Below are 20767 nucleotides of genomic sequence, written 5' to 3' on the forward strand. Positions count from 1 at the left end.
GCCGCTCCCGCTGCACGGTGGGAGTGGTTTCAGCCGCGAAAGGCCATCTGGAGACTCCCATGAACGACACCCCCGAACACAACCCCGAGGCCGACGACGAAGAGGCTTTCACCGCCTCGACGCTGATCCAGGCCATCGAGAATCAACTGGAGAACGGCGAGCCGCCCGCAGCCAAGGCCGTGTACAACAAGCTGACCCTGGTCGGCTATGAACGCGAAGAAATCCTCGAACTGATGGCCCATGTACTGGCCATCGAGATCGATGCCATGCTCGAAGCCGACCGGCCCTTCGACAGCCAGTGGTATGAAAGCGCCCTGCGCGCCCTGCCGGAGCTGCCAGCGGAAGATTGAATTGGCAGCGGCAAAGCCAGCACAGCAGGACTACACTGCTCAAGCCCCCTGTCCGAGTCGGGCACTCATTACAAAAAAAGGCTGGTACTGCTATGTCTTATTCCCCTGAGCTGGTTGCCGAACTCGAAATCCTCGCCCTGTTCAACCTGGACAACACCCTGGAAGGCCTCAAGGTTCACCACGTCGCAGCCCCCAGCGCCATCGCTGCAGCACAGCGTCTCTACGACAAGGGCCTGACCTCTCAGGTCGACGGCGGCTATCTGACCAGCCTGGGGCTGGAAGCGGCCCGGCATGCCCAAGCCCTGCTGACCATTCTCGACGTCTCTCGCCAGGCAGCCTGACGCCAGAGCCAGGGCCAGACGAAAAAAACCTCGCCAGGCCCTTCACGCGAACGACCCGGCGGCGTTATACATTTGACGTCAAAATCAAATGACGCCGCTCACGCCCAACGCATCGTCGAATCCGGCAGACGGCACAGGCCACTTCCGTAGCGCCCGCCAAGGGCTCGAGTCACGATGACGCATCCGTTTGAAATCCGTCCCGACCTGGACGAAGGTATCGACCGCAAGGTCCTCACCCAGCTCAAGAATCGTTTCCTGGCCCTCAACGACAGGCGGCTGGCCCGTGCCAGAGAGGGGCTGTCGACCCGCCAGCAAAGCGTACTGGCGCTGCTGCCGCTGCTGTTCCATGTCAATCACCCGCTGTTGCCCGGCTACGTCTCGGGCAGTACGCCGGCGGGCGTGTCGAACTTCGAACCTGACGCCCAGGTCCTGGCCGAAGCCCAGCGGCTGACCCGCTCCTTTTCCTACAAGGCCAGACCCGGCCACGTGACGCAGCCGATCCATGGGCTGTTCCTGATGGGCAGCCTGGGCACCCTGGCCCAGGCCGACCAGAGCGATATGGATGTCTGGATCTGCCATGACAGCGAGCTGTCCGCCGAAGCCATCGCTGAACTGCGCAGGAAGTGCCAGGCGCTGGAAGCCTGGGCCGAGACGCAGGGCAGCGAAGCGCACTTTTTCCTCATCGACCCGCAGCGCTTCCGCCAGGGCGAGCGTGACACCCAGTTGAGTTCCGACGACTGCGGCACTACCCAGCATTACCTGTTGCTCGACGAGTTCTACCGCACCGCGATCTGGCTCGCCGGCCGCACGCCCATGTGGTGGATGGTGCCGGTCTACGAAGAGTCGCGTTACGAGCAATACACGCACACGCTGCTGTCCAAGCGCTTCATCCGCGCCGACGAAGTGCTCGACCTCGGCCACCTCGCACATATCCCCGCCGGGGAATTCGTCGGTGCCGGCCTGTGGCAGCTGTTCAAGGGCATCGAGTCGCCCTACAAATCCGTGCTCAAGCTGCTGCTCATCGAGGTCTACGCCAGTGAGTACCCGCGGGTGCGCTGCCTCAGCCTGCGCTACAAGGAAGCCGTATTCGCCCACCAGCAGGACCCGGACGAACTGGACCCCTATGTGGTCGCCTACCGGCGCATCGAAGAACACCTGCTGGTGCGTAACGAGCCCGAGCGCCTGGAACTGGTCCGTCACAGCCTGTACCTGAAGGTCAACAAAAAGCTCAGCGGCCGGCAGCGCAGCAGCGGCTGGCAACGTCCACTGATGGAGCAACTGACCGCCGAATGGGGCTGGGACGAACGCCAGCTGGCCCTGCTCGACAGCCGCCAGCACTGGAAAGTGCGCCAGGTCAGCCATGAACGCCGCTCGCTGGTCAACGAGCTGAACTACAGCTACCGCTTCCTGACCCAGTTCGCGCGCCTCCAGCAGGCGGCCAGCTCGATCACCACACGCGACATGAACGTGCTTGGCCGACGCCTGTATGCGGCCTTCGAACGCAAGGCCGGCAAGATCGAACTCATCAATCCCGGTATCGCCCCGGACCTGGCCGAAGACACCCTGACCCTGGTGCATTCGAGCAACCGCCGCGAGCCGGGAAAAAACCAGTGGAGCCTGTACAACGGCAACCTGGGTATCCATGAATACGAGAACTTCCTGCCGATCAAGCGCAGCCGCGAGCTGGTCGAGCTGCTGGCCTGGGTCCACCGCAACGGCGTGATCGACGCCAGCACTCGTCTGGCCCTGCACCCCGGCAGCAGCGACCTGAGCGAACTGGAGCTGTTCAACCTGATCGGTGCCTTGCAGCAAAGCATTGCCCTGCCCTTGCCGGCTATCAGCGACGAGCAGTTGCTCAAGGCCAGCGAGCCGCGGGAAATTCTCTTGCTGGTCAACGTCGGCGTCGACCCGCTGCGCCATCATCGGGAGCTGAACATCCTGATGACCACCGAGCGCACCGACTCGCTCAGTTATGCCGGCGTGCGTGACAACCTGGTGCTGACCCTCGACCAGGTGACCCTCAACAGCTGGAACGAGACGCTGGTGAGCCGCTACGACGGCCCGCATGCGCTGCTCGATTGCCTCACCGACCTGCTGGGCAGCCTGCCCGAAGGCGCGCAACAACCGCAGGTGCGAGTGCGCTGCTTCTGCCATAACCGTGCCCAGGCCATCGCCCAGCGGGTCGAGGAGATCGTCGCCACAGCCCGCCAGCTACAGGCCACTCGCCTCAACTACCGCTACCTGATCCAGATCCAGCAGCAGTACCACATCCTGGCCATGCTGCCCGGCACCATGACCCAGGTGGTGGTCAATAGCCTGCCAGGCTTGTTCACCTACCTGGGCGAAGAACTGCCCTGCTACAGCCCGCTGTACTTCGACCCCCATGCGCTGGAAGACCACGACCTGTCGCTGATCGCCGCCTACGGCCAGCCGGAATGCATCCAGGTGTTCTATCGGGTCAACGACACGCGCGCCGACCTCTACGTGCTCGACGAGCACAATGCACTGTGGCACCAGAACCTGCCCTGGCACGATGAACAGAGCCTGCTGCTGCCGCTGCAACGCTTCTTCCACTCGTTGATCTATCGTCGTGGCGCCTCACTGCCGCTGGACGGCCCGCACGAGCAGGCCGCCCTGGACGTGCTCTATTACCAACTGCTGCCCGGCGGCGCCGGACGTGCTCGCAACATCGAACCCCGCCCCGCGCCCAGGGCGTCGGACAAAGCGTTTTTCGAAGTGCAGGCGATCATCGAGGAAAGCTCTCCCGGGCAGCTGAACACCTCGCTGTACTGCGACAGCCAGGAGTTTTCCGAACTCGAACAGGGTGAGCAGCTGTATACGGTGGTGGCCCGGCAGATTCTCGGCAGGCGTCACGAACCGGCGCGCTACCGTTGCTACATCACCGACCTGGATCTTTCAGGGCTGCTGGACGACGGCCACGGCCAGACCATCCTCTACCTGCGCCACAAGGCGCGCCTGGAAAAGCTCCTCAACGAGGCGCTGGACCAGGCCTGAGGCGAACAATGGCAGGAGTATCGACCGGCTTTAGCCGCAATACTGGTCAATTAGGCCGGGTAGGAGCGGCTTCAGCCGCGAAGCGACCGCCTGTTCACAACAGATGCAGTGAATTTCCTGGTGCTTTCGCGGCTAAAGCCGCTCCCACCGGGCCACATGCCGCTTAAGCGAACAGTATTGGCTTTAGCCGGGAACGGGGCAGGAGCATGCAGCGCGGCTGAAGCCACGCCTACCCGATGATTTCAGCCCTGGAATGACTAGGCGCCAGCCTGCAGGCGACGCTGCTCGGCGGCCTCACGGATTTCCCGGCGGCGCTGGTCATCGGCCGAGCGCCATTCGCGGATGTCGTCCACGTGGCGGAAGCAGCCCATGCACACGCGCTCGTCGTCGAGCCGGCACAGGCTGACGCAAGGCGACGGCACCGCCGTGCTGACGTTGCTGTAGAGAGGCTTGGGCGGGCGCGGGGTAGCAGGAGCAGTCACGATCAGATCTCGTCGAAGTCCAGTTCGACACCCGCCTGCTCACGGGTGATGCGCACCAGCATCTCGCTGAGCAGCTCGTTGCTGGTGTCGCATACCCAACGCTGCTCTTCTTCGTCATAGTCGAAGTGAAAACCACCCGAGCGCGCCGCCAGCCACAGCTGGCGCAGCGGCTCCTGGCGGCTGATGATGATCTGCGAGCCGTTGTCGAACTTGATGGTCAGCACGCCGGCGGAGTTTTCCAGGTCAAGGTCCAGGTCGCTCTCATCGAAGATGTCCTCCAGCGCCTGCTGGGTGGCATCGACCAGGTCGTGAAAGCGGGCTTCGGTCAAACTCATAACGTGAACCTCGGAAAAATGGCGGCGTGTCGTCTGTCACATGGCGCGCACGATACGGCTGCCGCCAGGCAAATGCAAAGTGTCATGGTGCAGGGCGACGCCCCATCGTCAATATTCCGCAGGGCCGGCAGCGCAGACCGCCGGTCGCGTCAAAGCCCCGCCGGACGGAAAGGCCGCCGCATAGGCAAGCCGCCGGGTGGCCGGTATACTCGGCGCCAATCAAAGCTTATACAAAGGATTTCGCCATGAAGCGCCTGATCGCCTCGCTTGCTGCGCTCGTCGCGGTTGCCTGCCTCGTCACCGCCTGCGGCCAGAAAGGCCCGCTGTACCTGCCTGACGACACCAAATCTGCCGACGCGCAGGGCAAGTCGCAATCGCACAAGCACTACTAAGGTATCTCCATGGACGCTTTCAACTACCGCGACGGTGAGCTGTTCGCGGAAGGCGTGGCCTTGTCTGCCATCGCCGAACGCTTCGGCACCCCCACCTACGTCTATTCGCGCGCCCACATCGAGGCGCAGTACAAGGCCTACGCCGACGCCCTGGCCGGCATGCCTCACCTGGTGTGCTTCGCCGTCAAGGCCAACTCCAACCTGGGCGTGCTGAATGTCCTGGCGCGCCTGGGCGCAGGCTTCGACATCGTTTCGCGCGGCGAGCTGGAGCGCGTACTGGCCGCCGGCGGCAGCGCCGAAAAGATCGTCTTCTCCGGCGTGGGCAAGACCCGCGACGACATGCGCCGTGCCCTGGAGGTCGGCGTGCACTGCTTCAACGTCGAGTCCAGCGAAGAACTCGAACGCCTGCAAGTCGTCGCCGCCGAACTGGGCGTACGAGCGCCGGTGTCGCTGCGGGTCAACCCGGACGTCGATGCCGGTACCCATCCGTACATCTCCACCGGCCTCAAAGAAAACAAGTTCGGTATCGCCATCGCCCAGGCCGAAGACGTCTACGTGCGTGCCTCGCAGCTGCCGAACCTGGAAGTGATCGGCGTGGACTGCCACATCGGCTCGCAACTGACCACCCTGGAGCCGTTCATCGACGCACTGGACCGCCTGTTGGACTTGGTCGACCGTCTGGGCGACTGCGGCATCCACCTGCGCCACATCGACCTGGGCGGTGGCCTGGGCGTGCGCTACCGTGACGAGGAACCACCGCTGGCCCAGTCCTACATCGAGGCCGTGCGCAAGCGTCTCGAAGGCCGCGACCTGGGCCTGGTGTTCGAACCAGGCCGCTTCATCGTCGCCAACGCCGGGCTGCTGCTGACCCAGGTCGAGTACCTCAAGCACACCGAACACAAGGATTTCGCCATCGTCGACGCGGCGATGAACGACCTGATCCGCCCGGCCCTGTATCAGGCCTGGATGAACGTCACGGCGGTCAAGCCGCGCGATGCGCAGCCACGCAACTACGACATCGTCGGACCGATCTGCGAGACCGGCGACTTCCTCGCCAAGGGCCGCGAACTGGCACTGGCCGAAGGCGATCTGCTGGCGGTTCACTCGGCGGGCGCCTATGGTTTCGTGATGAGTTCGAACTACAACACCCGTGGCCGCGCCGCCGAAGTGCTGGTCGACGGCACCGAGGTTCACCAGGTCCGCCGTCGGGAAACCCTCACCGAGCTGTTCGCCGGCGAAAGCCTGCTGCCGGAGTGACCCCATGCTGCTGCGTTTCACCAAGATGCACGGCCTGGGCAATGACTTCATGGTCCTCGACCTGGTCAGCCAGCACGCGCATATCCAACCCAAGCACGCCAAGCAGTGGGGGGACCGGCACACCGGCATCGGCTTCGACCAGTTGCTGATCGTCGAGGCGCCGAACAACCCGGACGTCGACTTCCGCTACCGGATTTTCAATTCCGACGGTTCCGAGGTCGAGCAGTGCGGCAACGGCGCGCGCTGCTTCGCCCGCTTCGTGCTGGATAAACGCCTCACCGCCAAACGCAAGATCCGCGTCGAGACCAAGAGCGGCATCATCGAACTGGACGTACGCAACGACGGTCAGATCTGCGTCGATATGGGGCCCCCGCGCTTCGTGCCGGAACAGATCCCGTTCAAGGCCGACCAGCAGGCCGACAGCTACGACCTGGAAGTCGACGGTCGCACCGTGCAACTGGCCGCCGTGTCGATGGGCAACCCCCATGCGGTGCTGCGGGTGGATGACATCAACAACGCGCCCGTGCATCAACTGGGACCGAAAATCGAACACCACCCACGCTTCCCGGCGCGGGTCAACGTCGGTTTCCTGCACGTCGTGGATCGTCAGCGTGCGCAGCTGCGCGTCTGGGAACGCGGCGCCGGGGAAACCCAGGCCTGCGGCACCGGCGCCTGCGCCGCAGCCGTGGCAGCGATCAGCCAGGGCTGGATGGACTCCCCGGTGCTGATCGACCTGCCCGGCGGACGCCTGTCCATCGAATGGGCGGGGCCGGGCCAACCGGTGCTGATGACCGGACCGGCGGTGCGTGTCTACGAAGGTCAGGTTCGTCTATGAGTGAGCAAATGCGATGACCGATCAGCCTCCTGCTTCAACCATCACCGAGCTGCCGCCCCATCAGGACGCGGCGCCCAACCTGGAAGCAGAGGCGGTCATCGCCTACCTGCTCCAGCACCCGGAGTTCTTCGCCGAGCACGATGAGCTGCTGGTGAGCATGCGCATTCCGCATCAGCGCGGCGACAGCGTCTCGCTGGTCGAGCGCCAGCTGAAGCTGTTGCGCGAACGCAACATCGAGATGCGCCACCGGCTGTCACAGCTGATGGACGTCGCCCGGGACAACGATCGACTGTTCGAGAAGACCCGACGCCTGAACCTGGCGCTGATGGACGCCGGCAGCCTCGAAGAGCTGATCATGGCGGTCGAGGACGGCTTGCGTCATGACTTCCAGGTGCCCTTCGTCAGCCTGATTCTGTTCGGTGAAAACGGCATGCCCGTGGGCCGCTGGGTCAGCAGCGCCGAAGCACAGAAGGCGATTGGCGGGCTGATGGGCGACAAGGCCGTGTGTGGCGCACTGCGCGAGCACGAGCTGGCGTTCCTGTTCGGCGCCGAGCAGGCGAAGGGCGTGGGTTCGACCGCGCTGGTGACCCTCAACCATCAGGGCCTGCATGGTGTCCTGGCGGTGGGCAGCCATGACCCGCAGCATTACAAGAGTTCGATCGGCACCCTGTTCCTTGGCTACATCGCCCAGGTGCTGAGCCGCCTGCTGCCACGCTTCACCCACGCCCTGCGTTCGGTGCGCTAGCGTTGGAAGAGCAGCTGGAGGCCTACTGCACGCACCTGCGCAGTGAGCGCCAGATGTCACTGCACACCCTGCTGGCGTACCGCCGGGACCTGGACAAGGTCCTGGCGCACTGCCGTCAGCAACAGCTCACCAGCTGGTCGGCCCTCGACCCGCAGCAGTTGCGCAGCTTCGTCGCCCGCCAGCATCAGCAAGGACAGTCCTCGCGCAGCCTGGCACGCTTGCTCTCGGCGGTTCGCGGACTGTACCTGTACCTCAATCGTGAAGGGCTGTGTCAGCACGATCCGGCCGCCGGCCTGTCACCGCCGAAGGGCGAACGCCGGCTGCCCAAGACCCTGGACACCGACCGCACCGCGCAACTGCTCGATGGCGCCGTGGAAGACGACTTTCTGGCCCGCCGCGACCAGGCGATCATGGAGCTGTTCTATTCTTCCGGGCTGCGCCTCTCGGAACTGGCCGGGCTGGACCTTGACCAGCTGGACCTGGACGACGGCCTGGTGCAGGTTACCGGCAAAGGCAACAAGACCCGCGTCCTGCCAGTGGGCAGCAAGGCCCGCCAGGCGCTGCAGGCGTGGCTGCACCTGCGTGCCCTGGCCAACCCACGCGACGAGGCAGTGTTCATCGGCCAGCATGGCAAGCGCCTGGGCCAGCGCTCGATCCAGCTGCGCCTGAAGGCCGCTGGCGAGCGAGAACTGGGACAGAACCTGCACCCGCACATGCTGCGCCATTCCTTTGCCAGTCACCTGCTGGAGTCGTCCCAGGATCTGCGTGCGGTGCAGGAACTGCTCGGCCACGCCGATATCAGCACCACACAGATCTACACCCACCTGGACTTCCAGCACCTGGCCACCGTGTACGACAGCGCCCACCCCAGGGCCAGACGCAAGGGCAAAACCGATGATTAAGCTGATTACCTTCGACCTGGACGACACCCTGTGGGACAACGTCCCGGCCATTCAGGGCGCCGAAGCCCTGCTGCGCAACTGGCTGGTCGAGCACGCCCCACGCCTGGGCTCGGTGCCTGTAGAGCATCTGGGGGCCATCCGCGCCCGGCTGGTGGCCGCCGAGCCGAGCCTGAAGCACCGCATCAGCGCCCTGCGCCGCCAGGTGCTGTTCCACGCCTTGCGCGATGTCGGCTACGACCAGGACCAGGCCATGGACCTCGCCGAACGCAGCTTCGAGGCCTTTCTGCAGGAGCGCCATCAGGTGCAGGTGTTCCCGGAGGTGGTGCCGACCCTGGAGATCCTCGCCAAGACCTACACCTTGGGCGTGATCACCAACGGCAACGCCGATATCCGTCGCCTGGGGCTGGCCGACTATTTCGACTTCGCCCTGTGTGCCGAGGACCTGGGCATCGGCAAGCCCGACCCGGCGCCCTTCCAGGAGGCGCTGCGCCGTGCCGACTGCGCGGCCGACCAGGCCGTGCACATTGGCGATCATCCGCAAGACGATGTCGGCGGGGCCCAGCGCGCCGGGCTGAAAACCATCTGGTTCAACCCGCAGGGCAACGCCTGGGATGCAGCGCATCGCCCCGACGCGCAGATCCACAATTTGTCGCAACTGCCGGAAGTCCTGGCGCGCTGGGCCTGACCAGCCTTCAATACGCCAGACAAGAAAAAGCCCGCAGCGACAGCGGGCTTTTTCTTCAGCACGCCTCAGATAGGGCGGCTGCCGTACTTGTTGTCCGGCTTCTTGGGCGGATCGGCGACCACATTGGCCTCCACTTGCTGTACCTGGCCGCCACGAGCGAGGAACTCTTCCATGGCACGTGCCAGAGCGTCGCGATCCTTTTGCTTGGCTTCGATGCTGGGCAGCTCATCGACCGAAACCGCAGCCTTGGCCTTGCCTTTGGCGGGCGTGGCCGAAGCCTCGGCACCATCTTCGGCATCAGGGGCGTCGTCCTCGGGCGCAGCACTGAGCTCCTCGCCGTCGTCCTCGCCTTCCAGATCGTCTACCAGATCGTCATTGTCGTTGTCGTCGTCGCTCATGTTCTACCTCATGACTTGCGAAAGCAGATTAGTTATAGCCGAGCAGCCTTTAAAGTCGAGCCGCCTTCAGAACCAGCACCGCTGAAACCAGCGGTTATTCCCAGTCACCCTGCAGGGTGGCCAGAACCCGGCGAGCACCGCCATGATCGCGATGCTCGCCGAGATAAACACCTTGCCACGTGCCCAGCGCCAGACGTCCGGCGGAAACCGGCAAAATCAGCTGGCAGCCTAGCAAACTGGCCTTGAAGTGCGCCGGCAGGTCATCGGGACCTTCGTCGTTGTGTTCGAACCCCGCCACATCCTGAGGGACCAGGCGGTTGAAAAAGCGTTCGAAATCACGACGTACAGCCGGGTCGGCATTTTCGTTGACGGTCAACGAAGCCGAGGTGTGTTGCAACCACAGATGCAGCAAGCCGACACGACAACTGCGCAGCTCGGGCAGACCTGCCACGAGCTCGTCGGTCACCAAGTGAAACCCGCGGGGCCTGGCCCTGAGCGTTATCACAGCTTGCTGCCACATACTGTTCTCCGCACGTTCGGCGCGCATTCTAACTCGCCTGAGAAAAAAGCAAAGCGCGCGATAAACCGAGTTGCCCGTCTGCTTCACCCAAGGCTGGCAGATGCTCTGCCATGGGCGGCACAGAGGTTCTATAACATCGCCGCGTGCACAATCAATGACAGCGCCGAAGTGCGCTTGATCCCTAAAATTCAGGCAAAAAAATGCCCGGCAGAACCGGGCACTTTTTACAGGCTGGCTTACAGGTTGTAGCCACGCTCGTTGTGTTGCGCAAGGTCCAGACCCACGACCTCTTCTTCTTCGGTAACCCGCAGGCCCATGACCACGTCCAGCACCTTGAGGATGACCCAGGTCACCACAGCGGTGTAGACCACGGTGAAGGCGACGCCCTTGAACTGCACCCAGACCTGGGCGCCGATGTCGGTGACGGTGCCGAAGCCGCCCAAGGCAGGCGCAGCGAAGACGCCGGTGAGGAGCGCACCGACGATGCCGCCGATACCATGCACGCCGAAGGCGTCCAGCGAGTCGTCATAGCCCATCTTGCGCTTGAGGCTGGTGGCACACAGGAAGCAGATCACACCCGCTACTAGGCCGATGATCAGAGCGCCCATCGGGCCGACGGTACCGGCTGCCGGAGTGATGGCAACCAGGCCGGCCACCACGCCCGAGGCGATACCCAGCGCGCTTGGCTTGCCGTGGGTGATCCACTCGGCGAACATCCAGCCCAGCGCGGCAGCAGCGGTCGCGATCTGGGTGACCAGCATCGCCATGCCGGCAGTGCCGTTGGCCGCCGCAGCGGAACCGGCGTTGAAGCCGAACCAGCCGATCCACAGCATGGCAGCACCGACCAGTGTGTAGCCAAGGTTGTGCGGAGCCATCGGAGTGGTTGGGTAGCCTTTGCGCTTGCCCAGCACCAGGCAGGCCACCAGACCGGCGACACCGGCGTTGATGTGCACGACGGTACCGCCTGCGAAGTCCAGAACGCCCCAGTCCCACATCAGGCCGCCGACACCGCTCCATACCATGTGGGCGATCGGTGCGTAGACCAGGGTGAACCACACGCCCATGAACACCAGCATCGCGGAGAACTTCATGCGCTCGGCGAAGGCACCGACGATCAGCGCCGGGGTGATGATCGCGAAGGTCATCTGGAAGGTCACGAACACGGCTTCAGGGAACAGCGCGGTGGGGCCGGTCAGGCTGGCAGGCGTCACGCCGGCCAGGAAGGCTTTCTGCAAGCCGCCCACGAAAGAGCTGAAGTTGACCACGCCCGCTTCCATGCCGGTGGTGTCGAACGCCAGGCTGTAGCCGTAGACGACCCACAGCACGCTGATCAGGCCGGTGATGGCAAAGCACTGCATCATCACCGAGAGCAGGTTCTTGGAGCGCACCATGCCGCCGTAGAACAGCGCCAGGCCCGGGATGGTCATGAACAGCACCAGGGCGGTGGCGGTGAGCATCCAGGCGGTGTCGCCCGAATTGAGCACAGGTTCGGCAGCCGGTTCAGCCGCCAGGGCCAGACCAGGTAAAGCGAGGGACAACAGGGCTCCTAGCCCTGCGAATTGACGCAGAGTCATATTGTTTCTCCTGGGGCGTTGGGTTTGGCGGCTTAGATCGCGTCGGTGTCGGTTTCGCCGGTACGGATACGGATAGCCTGTTCCAGATTCACGACGAAGATCTTGCCGTCGCCGATCTTGCCGGTGTTGGCTGCTTTGGTAATGGCCTCGATGACCCGGTCCAGATCCTTGTCGTCGATGGCGACATCGATCTTGACCTTGGGAAGGAAGTCGACGACGTATTCAGCGCCGCGATACAGCTCGGTGTGACCTTTCTGACGACCGAAGCCCTTGACCTCGGTGACAGTGATGCCCTGCACGCCGATTTCGGACAACGATTCGCGCACGTCATCCAACTTGAACGGCTTGATGATTGCAGTGACTAGCTTCATGAAACTTTCTCCCGAATTGATGGACTTGCCCCAGGAAAACAAACCCGTCTCAAGTCTAAGCGCAGTGCCTGGCTTTGTAACGTGTCGGCCGCCTGTGAGGTCGCTTGCCGACGCCAGCCATCCGCATCTGACGAAACATCCCCGCTCCGCCTGCCGCACTGCATTCGTCACAGCGACTGCATCAGTGCATGGGTCAAACAGGTCTTTGCAGAAAGCTTGCCAGCTCGGAAAAAATCACGGAAATCAAGCGATTGCCCAGCAGCCGAGGTTCATGACCACGGGCTGGGCGCAGCGCCGCGCACAATAACGGTGCGCACGTGCACCTCGCCGTGCGCACTTAGCGTGCGTGTGCCGCCCCAGGAATGCACCCGGATGCATCGTGCTACACTCCGGCCCCTCTGAGTTCGGGAAATCATCATGCTCGCCCCCAAAGCCCTCCTCGACGCCCTGAGCGATCACGCCTCACGCCTGTTCAATGCCGACAAGCCCCTGCCGCGCAGCGAATTCGAGGCGCAATTGAAGATTCTCCTGCAAGGCGCCTTCAGCAAGCTCGACCTGGTCAGCCGCGAGGAATTCGACAGCCAGATGGCCGTGCTGGCGCGCACCCGCGCTCGTCTGGAAGCCCTGGAAGCCAAGGTCGCGGAACTGGAAAATGCCGCTCGTCCTGAACGCCAGGACTGATCGCCTGGCGCCGCCGCTGGCCGCTCAAGATCGGCGCATCGCCGCCGATTCATAACGGCACTTTGTCGCTTTCACAGGGCTATCACGCCAAGCCCCTATGGATTAAGTGTCTTTTTGTCGCACTTTTTCGGCTAAAATGCCCGGCTGAATCGTTCAGGCCCCATTCCTGCCCATTTCATGAAGGCGGTTGGACTACGCCCGGCCTTGCCTGCCGGGTGCCTGAACGCAAGGGCTCGTGATCCATGGTGGGGTGTGAGTCAGGGGTTCGCCCGATGCCAAGACATCGGGCCGCCCTGCTGTAGATGTGTCATCGAAGTCGCTGAAGCCAACAACTTACAAGAAGTCAGCACGGGAGGGACATAACAATGGGATCGATCCGCGTCGATCTGGTGAGTCGCCCTTCCAGTCTTACCCGGCTGGCCCTGGAGTTCCTGGCACTGGATGCCTGTTCCCGGCCACCTGCGGTACAAGAGTGGCAGGAGGGACGGCATTAATCCTAGGAACTACAACATGTTTAAGAAAGTGAACACGGCCTTGCTGGGCCTGGCGCTCTCGGCGAGCTTCATGTCCGCCCAGGCCGCCGAGGTCAAGAAAGTTGACGTCCTGCTGGTTGGCGGCGGGATCATGAGTTCGACCCTGGGTATCTGGCTGAACGAGCTGGAGCCTACCTGGTCGATGCAGATGGTCGAGCGCCTGGACGGCGTGGCGGAAGAAAGCTCCAACGGCTGGAACAACGCCGGTACCGGTCACTCCGCCCTGGCCGAGCTGAACTACACCCCGGAAGACAAGAACGGCAAGATCGACATCTCCAAGGCCATCGAAATCAACGAAGCCTTCCAGATTTCTCGTCAGTTCTGGGCCTGGCAGGTCAAGAGCGGTGTACTGAAGGACCCGCGCTCCTTCATCAACTACACCCCGCACATGAGTTTCATCTGGGGTGACGACAACGTCGCGTTCCTCAAGAAGCGCTACGAAGCCCTGAAAGCCAGCCCGCTGTTCAGCGGCATGCAGTACTCCGAAGATCCGGCGCAGATCAAGCAGTGGGTCCCACTGATGATGGAAGGCCGTGACCCGAACCAGAAGGTCGCCGCCACCTGGGCACCGATCGGTACCGACATGAACTTCGGTGAAATCACCCGCCAGTTCGTAGGCCACCTGAAGACCAAGCAGAACTTCGACCTGAAGCTCTCCAGCGAAGTCGAAGACATCACTCGCAATGCCGACGGCAGCTGGCGCGTAACCTACAAGAACCTGAAGGACGGTACCGAAAGCGCTACCGACGCCAAGTTCCTGTTCATCGGTGCCGGCGGCGGCGCCCTGCACCTGCTGCAGAAGTCGGGCATCGAAGAAGCCAAGGACTACGCCGGCTTCCCGGTAGGCGGTTCGTTCCTGGTCAGCGACAACCCGAAGATCGCCGAGGCCCACCTGGCCAAGGCCTATGGCAAGGCTTCGGTCGGTGCGCCACCGATGTCGGTTCCGCACCTGGACACCCGCGTCCTGGACGGCAAGCGCGTCATCCTGTTCGGCCCCTTCGCGACCTTCTCCACCAAGTTCCTGAAGAACGGCTCGTACTTCGACCTGCTGACCAGCACCAATACGCACAACATCTGGCCGATGACCAAGGTCGGCATCAAGGAATACCCGCTGATCGAGTACCTCGCCGGCCAGGTCATGCTGTCTGACGACGACCGCATGGCAGCCCTGCGCGAGTACTTCCCGAACGCCAAGAAAGAAGACTGGCGTCTGTGGCAGGCCGGCCAGCGCGTGCAGATCATCAAGCGTGACGAAGAGAAGGGCGGCGTGCTGAAGCTGGGCACCGAAGTCGTCGCTTCCAAGGACGGCAGCATCGCCGGCCTGCTGGGCGCTTCGCCGGGTGCCTCGACCGCCGCGCCGATCATGCTCAACGTCCTGGAAAAAGTCTTCAAGGACAAGGTAGCCACCCCGGCCTGGCAGGAAAAACTGCACCAGATCGTTCCTAGCTACGGCACCAAGCTGAACAACAGCCCAGAAGCCGTCGCCAAGGAATGGGCGTACACCGCCGAAGTCCTGATGCTGCCGACCCCGCCAGCTGTAAACGGCGCCGCACCTGCCGCTCCGGCTGCTGCTCCAGCCAAGCCGCGTGAAAGCAACGCCGCCACCGACATGGCGCTGTAAGACTCGCTTCAGCGGTTACAGAAAACCCCATCCGGCCTGGCCGGATGGGGTTTTTTATTGGGCTGAAGCCTACCCGCTCCAACCGAACGGTATGGCGGCCAAAGCCGGTCCTGGCGGTCGAACACTCAGGTATGCAAGCCCTTGAGCCGCTCGTTGAGCACGGCAGTCAGCGCCGCCAGCTGCTGGCTAGCCTGCTCGCTGGAACACGACACATTGCCCGTCACGGCGGTGGCTGCCCTGTCGATTTCGCCATTCTGTCGCCGCCGACCCTGTGCGCTGTCGTGCATGACGTTCGTCATCTGCTCGGCAGCGCTGCTGAGCTGTGCCGAAGACTTACTGACCAGGACCAGGGTATCGCGCAAACGCGACTGCATCTGCTGCATCGACTGCAGCAGTTGTGCGGCCTCGTCGCGTCCTTCCCCCTCTAACGTCTCGCCAAGGTCGCCCTGGGCAATGGAGCGTGCCGCTTGCACCGCCTGGTTGATCGGCTTGGCCAGGCTGCGGATCAGCTGCCAGGCCAGCAACAGGGTCAGGCACAGCGCAATGAGAATCGCCCCCCAGGTCATCATCCTGGCCTCGCCATAGGCGACGCCGGAGCCAGCAGCCGACTTACGGATGCGCTCCTGGTTGATGCCGCGCAGGCGCTCGGTGCTCTGGTTCATCTGGCCACCCAGCTGGGCCATTCTGCCCTGCACCAGGCTGCGTGCCACATCGATCTTGCCGAAAGCCAGCAAATCCGCTGCCTGCCGCATACCCGCCAGGTATTCATCGTGCATGCGCGCCAGTGCTGCCAGCTCACCAAGCTCGTCCTCGTCATCGGCCATCTGCCGGTAGTGCTCCAGGCTCTGCTGAACGCTGTGGGTCAACTCATCGATCTTCTTGCGTGTAGCCGCCACCGATTCAGGATCGGGCACGGCCAGCAGGCGCAGGGCTTCCACGCGGGTACGCGACAACTGGATGGCCAGGTTGTCGGCTGCCACGATACCCGACACATCCTTGTTCTCGACCCCGGGCCCTTGACCTCGGATGTTGGACAACGCCTGCAGGCCGACCAGCCCGAGACCGAACACGATGACGGCTAGAATGCCGAAGCCTGTCAGTGTCCGGCTTGAAATCCTGAAATAACGAAGCGTCATGTGAACTCACATCGCGACCTTGAAGGCCACAGGGAAAGAAATAGGAAGGCATTCTTGTGGCAGGCTTCACACCGCAAACTTTTGAACCGGGGCGGTCTTTGCCGCTGCGTGCGCCATTCATGGCAGCGCACGTCCGTCGTTAATTCCCCATACGCACCTTTCGAATTGATCGAACGATTCCATCGAATACTTTAATCAATTGGAGGTGCGTCTAACGCAACGTGCTTTATGACGTTAGCGCTTTAATAAGCCCAGCGCGTACCGATAGCTTGAAAGATGATGTCCAGCCCCAAATCGCCGGGCGTTACCGGATTTTCGCTGAGCCAGCCAAACAGTTTTACAGCAGCTTGGCGCGCGGCCGGTTGCATGCGCGGAAGTTCCGAAAAGTCGAATCCTCCATGACGCTCGGCGTCGTGCCAAGCCATCAGGAATGCGGCGACAGGCTCAGCGCTCTGGGTCCCGGAAATGGCCGCCGCCACCAACTGATTGAGGCATGAGAGGACATCGTCATCAATGTCGATTTCCCGTAGTGGTGCGGGTTTGACGCCCTTGGCCATCATGGCTCCTCACTGGATCTTTCAGCCATTGAAGCATGTACGGATAACGCCAGCTGTATCCTGAGACGCAATATTCAATGTCCGCAGATGCCAAACTTCTTTTTTTCAAGCGACAACTATCAGCGCCTTAGCAGTCATCTGACAACTTAACTAAGCTTTGCTTTTTTATTGCCGCCTCGCGCGTAATGTCCCCTGAAAGCAGGCTATAAAAAACAAAAATGGATCCACACTTGTGAGTGCCTTAGTGTTTTGGCATGCTGCCCCCCGATCGCTGTCCGAGATTGAACATGCCCACACTCTCTGTTTCCTGTGCTCGTCTGGTCCTGCAACTGGTTAATTGTGTGGAGGCGCCTTCCTCCAAACTTACACAGTTGTGCTCGCATATTGATCGCACCCTGAGCGACGGCTCTAGACTGGACCTTGACGAAGCCCTTAGGTTGATCGTGCAGATCACTGAAGAAACCGGCAGCGCCGATGCGGGGGCCAGCGCCTATGATTATTTCCGGCCAGGCCAGTACGACTCCCAGTTGTACGCGATCATGTCCAGCGCCACGCTGGGTGAGGCGCTCAAGACCATGGCGCGCTATTCGGTGCTGCTCAGCGACGGCGCCCCGCAGGCGCTGGTCGAGGACGAGCATGAAGTCGGCTTCCACTTTCTCTGCCTGGACAGCCTGGGCGTGCCGCGGCAATACATCGACTGCTGCATGTCGATCTTCATGGCCATGGTGCACTGGCTGGAGCCGGAGCACCGCCCCATGCCCCTGAAGGCTGCGTTCAGTTACCCTGAGCCTGCCGACCGCTCACGACTCGAAGCCGTATTCGGCCCGCACCTGAGCTTCTCCAGCCCGGTCAACAAGCTCGCCTTTTCCCTCGCGGATTGCGCCAAGCCGCTGGAAACCGCCAACCCGACCCTGCGCCTGTACCACCTGAATTTTTCCGATGAGGAATTGTTCAAGAGCCAGCAGCGAGTCAGCGCCATGGTGAAGAACCTGGTGCTGATCGGCCTCACCACCGGCAAAGGCGTGGTATCGCTGGAGCAGGTGGCACGCGACCTGAACCTCAGCATGCGTACCCTGCAGAACCGCCTGGACGACGAGGCCAGCGGCTTTCAGCTCATCGTCGACGAATGCCGCCGCGACCTGGCGCGCCAGCTGCTCTACTCCACCACCGACACCATCACGGCGATTTCGGAAAAGCTCGGCTTCTGCGATCACAGCGCCTTCCACAAGGCCTTCAATCGCTGGTATGCCTGCACGCCGGGGGCGTTCAGGAACGGCCAGGCCGCTTCCTGAACGGCGGATCGAAACTTAGACCTTGAAGCGCTTGATCAGCTGATCCAACTCACGCGCCAGGAGTTCCAGCTCCAGGCTCATCTCATTGTTCTGCGCCGTCATGCCCTGGGTCTGGCTGATATGACGGGAGATCTGCGTCAGGTTGTGGTTCACCTCGGCGCTGATGCTCGACTGCTCTTCGGCCGCCGTCGCAATCTGGTTGTTCACGCCGCTGATGTCCGACACCGCCTGGCTGACACCCGCGAGGATCTGCCCGGTGCCGTTGGCCTTGGCCACCGCCACCTCACTCACCTTGATGCTGTTCTGCATGGCGGCCACCGCCGCGCGTGAGCCCTGCTGCAACTGGCTGATCTTTTCCTGGATTTCTTGGGTGCTCTTCTGCGTGCGCGAGGCCAGCGACCGCACCTCATCGGCCACCACGGCAAAGCCGCGCCCCTGCTCACCCGCACGGGCCGCCTCGATGGCCGCGTTCAAGGCCAGCAGGTTGGTCTGTTCGGCGATGGCGCGAATCACATCCAGAATCGAGCCGATGGATTCCACATCCTGGCCAAGGGTCTGGATATCCCGCGCCGCCGTGCCGATATCCGACGCCAGGCCACTGATCGACTGGATCGTCTCATCGACGTTGACCTGAATGGCACGCGCCTGGTCATCCGTATTGCGGGTCATCTGCGCCGCGCTCTGCGCCGACTCCGAAACGTTATGCGTGGCTTGCGCCATCTGCTCCATCGCGTGGGCAACCTGCTCGGCATCATCGTTCTGGCGAACCAGGGCATCAGCAGCCTGCTGGGTGCTCTGGCGCAGCTGCTCGTTACGCTCCTGAAGCGCCTGCACGCAACGGGTCAACTCCAGAATCATGTCGCGGATCTTGCTGACGAACAGGTTGAACGCCTGCGCCATCGCGGCGGTTTCCTCGTTGCCGTCGACCGGCAGATGATGCGCCAGGTCGCCGTCCTCGGAGGCCAGCAACTGCAGGTTGTTGGTTAGCAACTTGATGGGCCGCACCAGCGAAGCCGCCACCCAGGAGGCCAGCGCGGCGAGAATGATCAACAGCACGGCCAGTGTCAGGCCTTGTTTCCAGCGCATTTCATCCAGCGCCTTCTGCTGTTGCTGCATCTGGTCATCGATCAGCGCGTCGACACCGTCGATGTAGAAACCGGCGCCGAGCGTCCAACCCCATTTTTCCAGATAGCGGGAATAGGACAGCTTCGGGAACGAGGTGCTGCCACCCGGCTTGGGGAAGTAGTAGGTGACGAAGTCGCCGCCGCGCTTGGCCGCGCCGATCAGCTCGCGGATCAGGTAAAAGCCGTTGGTGTCCTTCAGGTCCCAGAAGTTCTTGCCTTCGTCCTTGCCGGCCAGCACCACACGGTCGCCATTGTCGGTGTAAACGAAGAAATAACCATCGGCGCCGTAGCGCAGCCCACGCAAGCGTTCCGCCGCTTCCTTGCGCACTTCGGGCGACTGGGCATCGGGGCGGTCATACAGGGGCTTGATCGCCGTGAAGGCGATGTCCATGTAATGCAGCAGCTCTTCCTTGCGGGTCTTGATCAGGTTTTGTCGGGTCTCTTCCAGGCTGCGCTCACTGAGTGCCTTCTGTTCGGAGAATGCCAGAAGCTGCAGGACCAACGCAGTGAGAAAGGCCGGAATGATGGCCAGCAAAAGAACCTTGTTGCGAATGTTCCATTTCATACCGCGCCCCGATTTTTTTGATATTAGGATGCCAGTGATATCGGCAGAACGGGCGAATCTTGAGGCGTTCCCGAGGGGATATTGAACTTAACGACCACACCGGTGTGGGAGCGAGCTTGCTCGCGAAGAGGTCGGCAAAGTCACCCCATTTGTTGTGAGCATGACGCCGCCTTCGCGAGCAAGCTCGCTTCCACGGTCTAACTGAACTGCCTTGACCGTAAACGTTTTACTGCCTTGGCGGGCAAGCGCCTCCAAGATCCAACTGCCCCTGTCGGTGTTAACAACCTGTAGCCATTCCCCCCTCACCCCACCTTGCCAATGCCTCAGGATGCCGCTTCGTCCCTTTCAAGGAAGAAGCTGCCATGTCCCTCGCCATCGTCCACAGCCGCGCCCAGGTCGGGGTGCAGGCGCCTGCCGTCACGGTCGAAACCCACCTCGCCAACGGCCTGCCGGCCCTGACGCTGGTCGGCCTACCCGAAGGTGCAGTGAAGGAAAGCAAAGACCGGGTGCGCAGTGCCATCGTCAATTCCGGGCTGAAATTCCCCGACCGGCGCATCACCCTCAACCTGGCGCCCGCCGACCTGCCCAAGGACGGCGGGCGCTTCGACCTGGCGATTGCCCTAGGCCTGCTTGGCGCCAACGGGCAGATTCCGCTGACGGCCCTGCAGGACATCGAGTGCCTGGGCGAGCTGGCACTGTCTGGCGCGTTGCGCCCGGTGCAGGGCGTGTTGCCGGCGGCGCTGGCGGCACGCCAGGCGCAACGCACCTTGATCGTGCCCGCCGCCAATGCCGAAGAGGCCTGCCTGGCGTCGGGGCTGACGGTGATTGCGGTGAATCACCTGCGCGAACTGGTCGCCCACTTCAACGGCCAGACACCCATGACGCCCTACCGCGCCAACGGCCTACTGCCCCAGGCACAGCCCTACCCCGACCTCAGCGAAGTGCAGGGCCAGCTGGCGGCCAAGCGGGCGCTGGTGGTGGCGGCAGCCGGAGGCCACAACCTGCTGTTCAGCGGCCCGCCGGGCACCGGCAAGACCCTGCTGGCCAGCCGCCTGC

At 62.7% G+C, this 20767-nt stretch carries 22 protein-coding genes; 13 read left to right on the forward strand and 9 right to left on the reverse strand.

The features are described from left to right. Nucleotides 1-59: 59 nt before the first annotated feature. The 3 genes from QZ497_RS06205 to QZ497_RS06215 all read left to right on the forward strand — a co-directional run bounded on the left by QZ497_RS06205 (nt 60) and on the right by QZ497_RS06215 (nt 3706). Nucleotides 60-350 carry a hypothetical protein gene (locus tag QZ497_RS06205; protein ID WP_295472215.1) on the forward strand — a complete coding sequence of 97 codons (291 nt, stop codon included), beginning with the start codon at nt 60-62 and terminating at the stop codon, nt 348-350. A 92-nt stretch (nt 351-442) separates the two neighbouring features. Continuing rightward, nucleotides 443-691 carry a TIGR02647 family protein gene (locus QZ497_RS06210; RefSeq protein ID WP_295472217.1) on the forward strand — a complete coding sequence of 83 codons (249 nt, stop codon included), beginning with the start codon at nt 443-445 and terminating at the stop codon, nt 689-691. A 174-nt stretch (nt 692-865) separates the two neighbouring features. Next, nucleotides 866-3706: a class I adenylate cyclase gene (locus tag QZ497_RS06215; RefSeq protein WP_295472219.1), complete on the forward strand. Its 2841-nt coding sequence runs from the start codon at nt 866-868 to the stop codon at nt 3704-3706. A gap of 257 nt (nt 3707-3963) precedes the next feature. Here QZ497_RS06215 and QZ497_RS06220 read toward each other — a convergent pair whose 3' ends face one another. Further along, nucleotides 3964-4188, reverse strand: coding sequence for a DUF1289 domain-containing protein (locus tag QZ497_RS06220; RefSeq protein WP_295472221.1), 225 nt, complete (start codon nt 4186-4188; stop codon nt 3964-3966). A gap of 2 nt (nt 4189-4190) precedes the next feature. Continuing rightward, nucleotides 4191-4523, reverse strand: a complete 333-nt coding sequence (gene cyaY, locus QZ497_RS06225) for an iron donor protein CyaY (protein WP_295472223.1) — start codon at nt 4521-4523, stop codon at nt 4191-4193. 245 nt (nt 4524-4768) lie between these two features. On the opposite strand from cyaY, the gene QZ497_RS06230 reads away from it, so the two are divergent. The 6 genes from QZ497_RS06230 to QZ497_RS06255 are packed head-to-tail and all read left to right on the forward strand — an operon-like array spanning nt 4769 to nt 9339. After that, entirely contained in the window at nt 4769-4915 is a 147-nt protein-coding gene (locus QZ497_RS06230) for a lipoprotein (RefSeq protein ID WP_295472225.1), read from the forward strand. 9 nt (nt 4916-4924) lie between these two features. Next, entirely contained in the window at nt 4925-6172 is a 1248-nt protein-coding gene (gene lysA / locus QZ497_RS06235) for a diaminopimelate decarboxylase (RefSeq protein ID WP_295472226.1), read from the forward strand. 4 nt (nt 6173-6176) lie between these two features. Then, nucleotides 6177-7007, forward strand: coding sequence for a diaminopimelate epimerase (gene dapF / locus QZ497_RS06240; protein WP_295472228.1), 831 nt, complete (start codon nt 6177-6179; stop codon nt 7005-7007). Between the two features lie 13 nt (nt 7008-7020). After that, on the forward strand, nt 7021-7752 hold the full coding sequence (locus QZ497_RS06245; RefSeq protein ID WP_295472229.1) for a DUF484 family protein: 732 nt from the start codon (nt 7021-7023) through the stop codon (nt 7750-7752). A 2-nt stretch (nt 7753-7754) separates the two neighbouring features. Continuing rightward, nucleotides 7755-8654 (forward strand): tyrosine recombinase XerC, encoded by a 900-nt coding sequence (gene xerC, locus QZ497_RS06250; protein ID WP_295472230.1) that lies wholly within the window; start codon nt 7755-7757, stop codon nt 8652-8654. Beyond that, the gene (locus QZ497_RS06255) at nt 8647-9339 is read left to right on the forward strand and encodes an HAD family hydrolase (RefSeq protein ID WP_295472231.1); all 693 of its coding nucleotides are present in this window, start codon (nt 8647-8649) and stop codon (nt 9337-9339) included. The genes xerC and QZ497_RS06255 overlap by 8 nt, the downstream gene beginning before the upstream one ends. Before the next feature lie 65 nt (nt 9340-9404). On the opposite strand, the gene sutA is transcribed toward QZ497_RS06255, so the two are convergent. From sutA to glnK, 4 genes are all read right to left on the reverse strand, one after another. Further along, on the reverse strand, nt 9405-9737 hold the full coding sequence (sutA, locus tag QZ497_RS06260; RefSeq protein ID WP_295472233.1) for a transcriptional regulator SutA: 333 nt from the start codon (nt 9735-9737) through the stop codon (nt 9405-9407). Between the two features lie 94 nt (nt 9738-9831). Further along, nucleotides 9832-10257 (reverse strand): secondary thiamine-phosphate synthase enzyme YjbQ, encoded by a 426-nt coding sequence (locus QZ497_RS06265; protein ID WP_295472308.1) that lies wholly within the window; start codon nt 10255-10257, stop codon nt 9832-9834. Nucleotides 10258-10493: 236 nt separating this feature from the next. Next, nucleotides 10494-11831: an ammonium transporter gene (locus QZ497_RS06270; RefSeq protein WP_295472235.1), complete on the reverse strand. Its 1338-nt coding sequence runs from the start codon at nt 11829-11831 to the stop codon at nt 10494-10496. A gap of 32 nt (nt 11832-11863) precedes the next feature. Then, a complete protein-coding gene (gene glnK, locus QZ497_RS06275; protein WP_002555808.1) occupies nt 11864-12202 on the reverse strand; it encodes a P-II family nitrogen regulator in 339 nt (112 codons plus the stop codon). A 417-nt stretch (nt 12203-12619) separates the two neighbouring features. On the opposite strand from glnK, the gene QZ497_RS06280 reads away from it, so the two are divergent. Both QZ497_RS06280 and mqo read left to right on the forward strand, forming a co-directional pair. Beyond that, nucleotides 12620-12883 (forward strand): accessory factor UbiK family protein, encoded by a 264-nt coding sequence (locus QZ497_RS06280; protein WP_295472288.1) that lies wholly within the window; start codon nt 12620-12622, stop codon nt 12881-12883. A gap of 510 nt (nt 12884-13393) precedes the next feature. Beyond that, a complete protein-coding gene (gene mqo, locus QZ497_RS06285; RefSeq protein ID WP_295472290.1) occupies nt 13394-15037 on the forward strand; it encodes a malate dehydrogenase (quinone) in 1644 nt (547 codons plus the stop codon). Between the two features lie 125 nt (nt 15038-15162). Here the strand turns inward: mqo and QZ497_RS06290 are convergent, their stop codons facing one another. Then, nucleotides 15163-16173, reverse strand: a complete 1011-nt coding sequence (locus QZ497_RS06290; protein ID WP_295472291.1) for a methyl-accepting chemotaxis protein — start codon at nt 16171-16173, stop codon at nt 15163-15165. Between the two features lie 242 nt (nt 16174-16415). Next, nucleotides 16416-16730, reverse strand: coding sequence for a hypothetical protein (locus QZ497_RS06295; protein ID WP_295472293.1), 315 nt, complete (start codon nt 16728-16730; stop codon nt 16416-16418). Between the two features lie 287 nt (nt 16731-17017). Between QZ497_RS06295 and QZ497_RS06300 the strand changes: the two genes are divergently transcribed. Beyond that, the gene (locus QZ497_RS06300) at nt 17018-18022 is read left to right on the forward strand and encodes an AraC family transcriptional regulator (RefSeq protein ID WP_295472295.1); all 1005 of its coding nucleotides are present in this window, start codon (nt 17018-17020) and stop codon (nt 18020-18022) included. A gap of 15 nt (nt 18023-18037) precedes the next feature. Here QZ497_RS06300 and QZ497_RS06305 read toward each other — a convergent pair whose 3' ends face one another. Beyond that, a complete protein-coding gene (locus tag QZ497_RS06305) occupies nt 18038-19711 on the reverse strand; it encodes a methyl-accepting chemotaxis protein (RefSeq protein WP_295472297.1) in 1674 nt (557 codons plus the stop codon). Between the two features lie 362 nt (nt 19712-20073). Between QZ497_RS06305 and QZ497_RS06310 the strand changes: the two genes are divergently transcribed. Then, nucleotides 20074-20767: magnesium chelatase domain-containing protein (locus tag QZ497_RS06310; protein WP_295472299.1), on the forward strand; the 694-nt coding region annotated here is incomplete at its 3' end.

Origin of the sequence: uncultured Pseudomonas sp. (genome assembly GCF_913777995.1) — a bacterium.
GTDB lineage: Bacteria > Pseudomonadota > Gammaproteobacteria > Pseudomonadales > Pseudomonadaceae > Aquipseudomonas.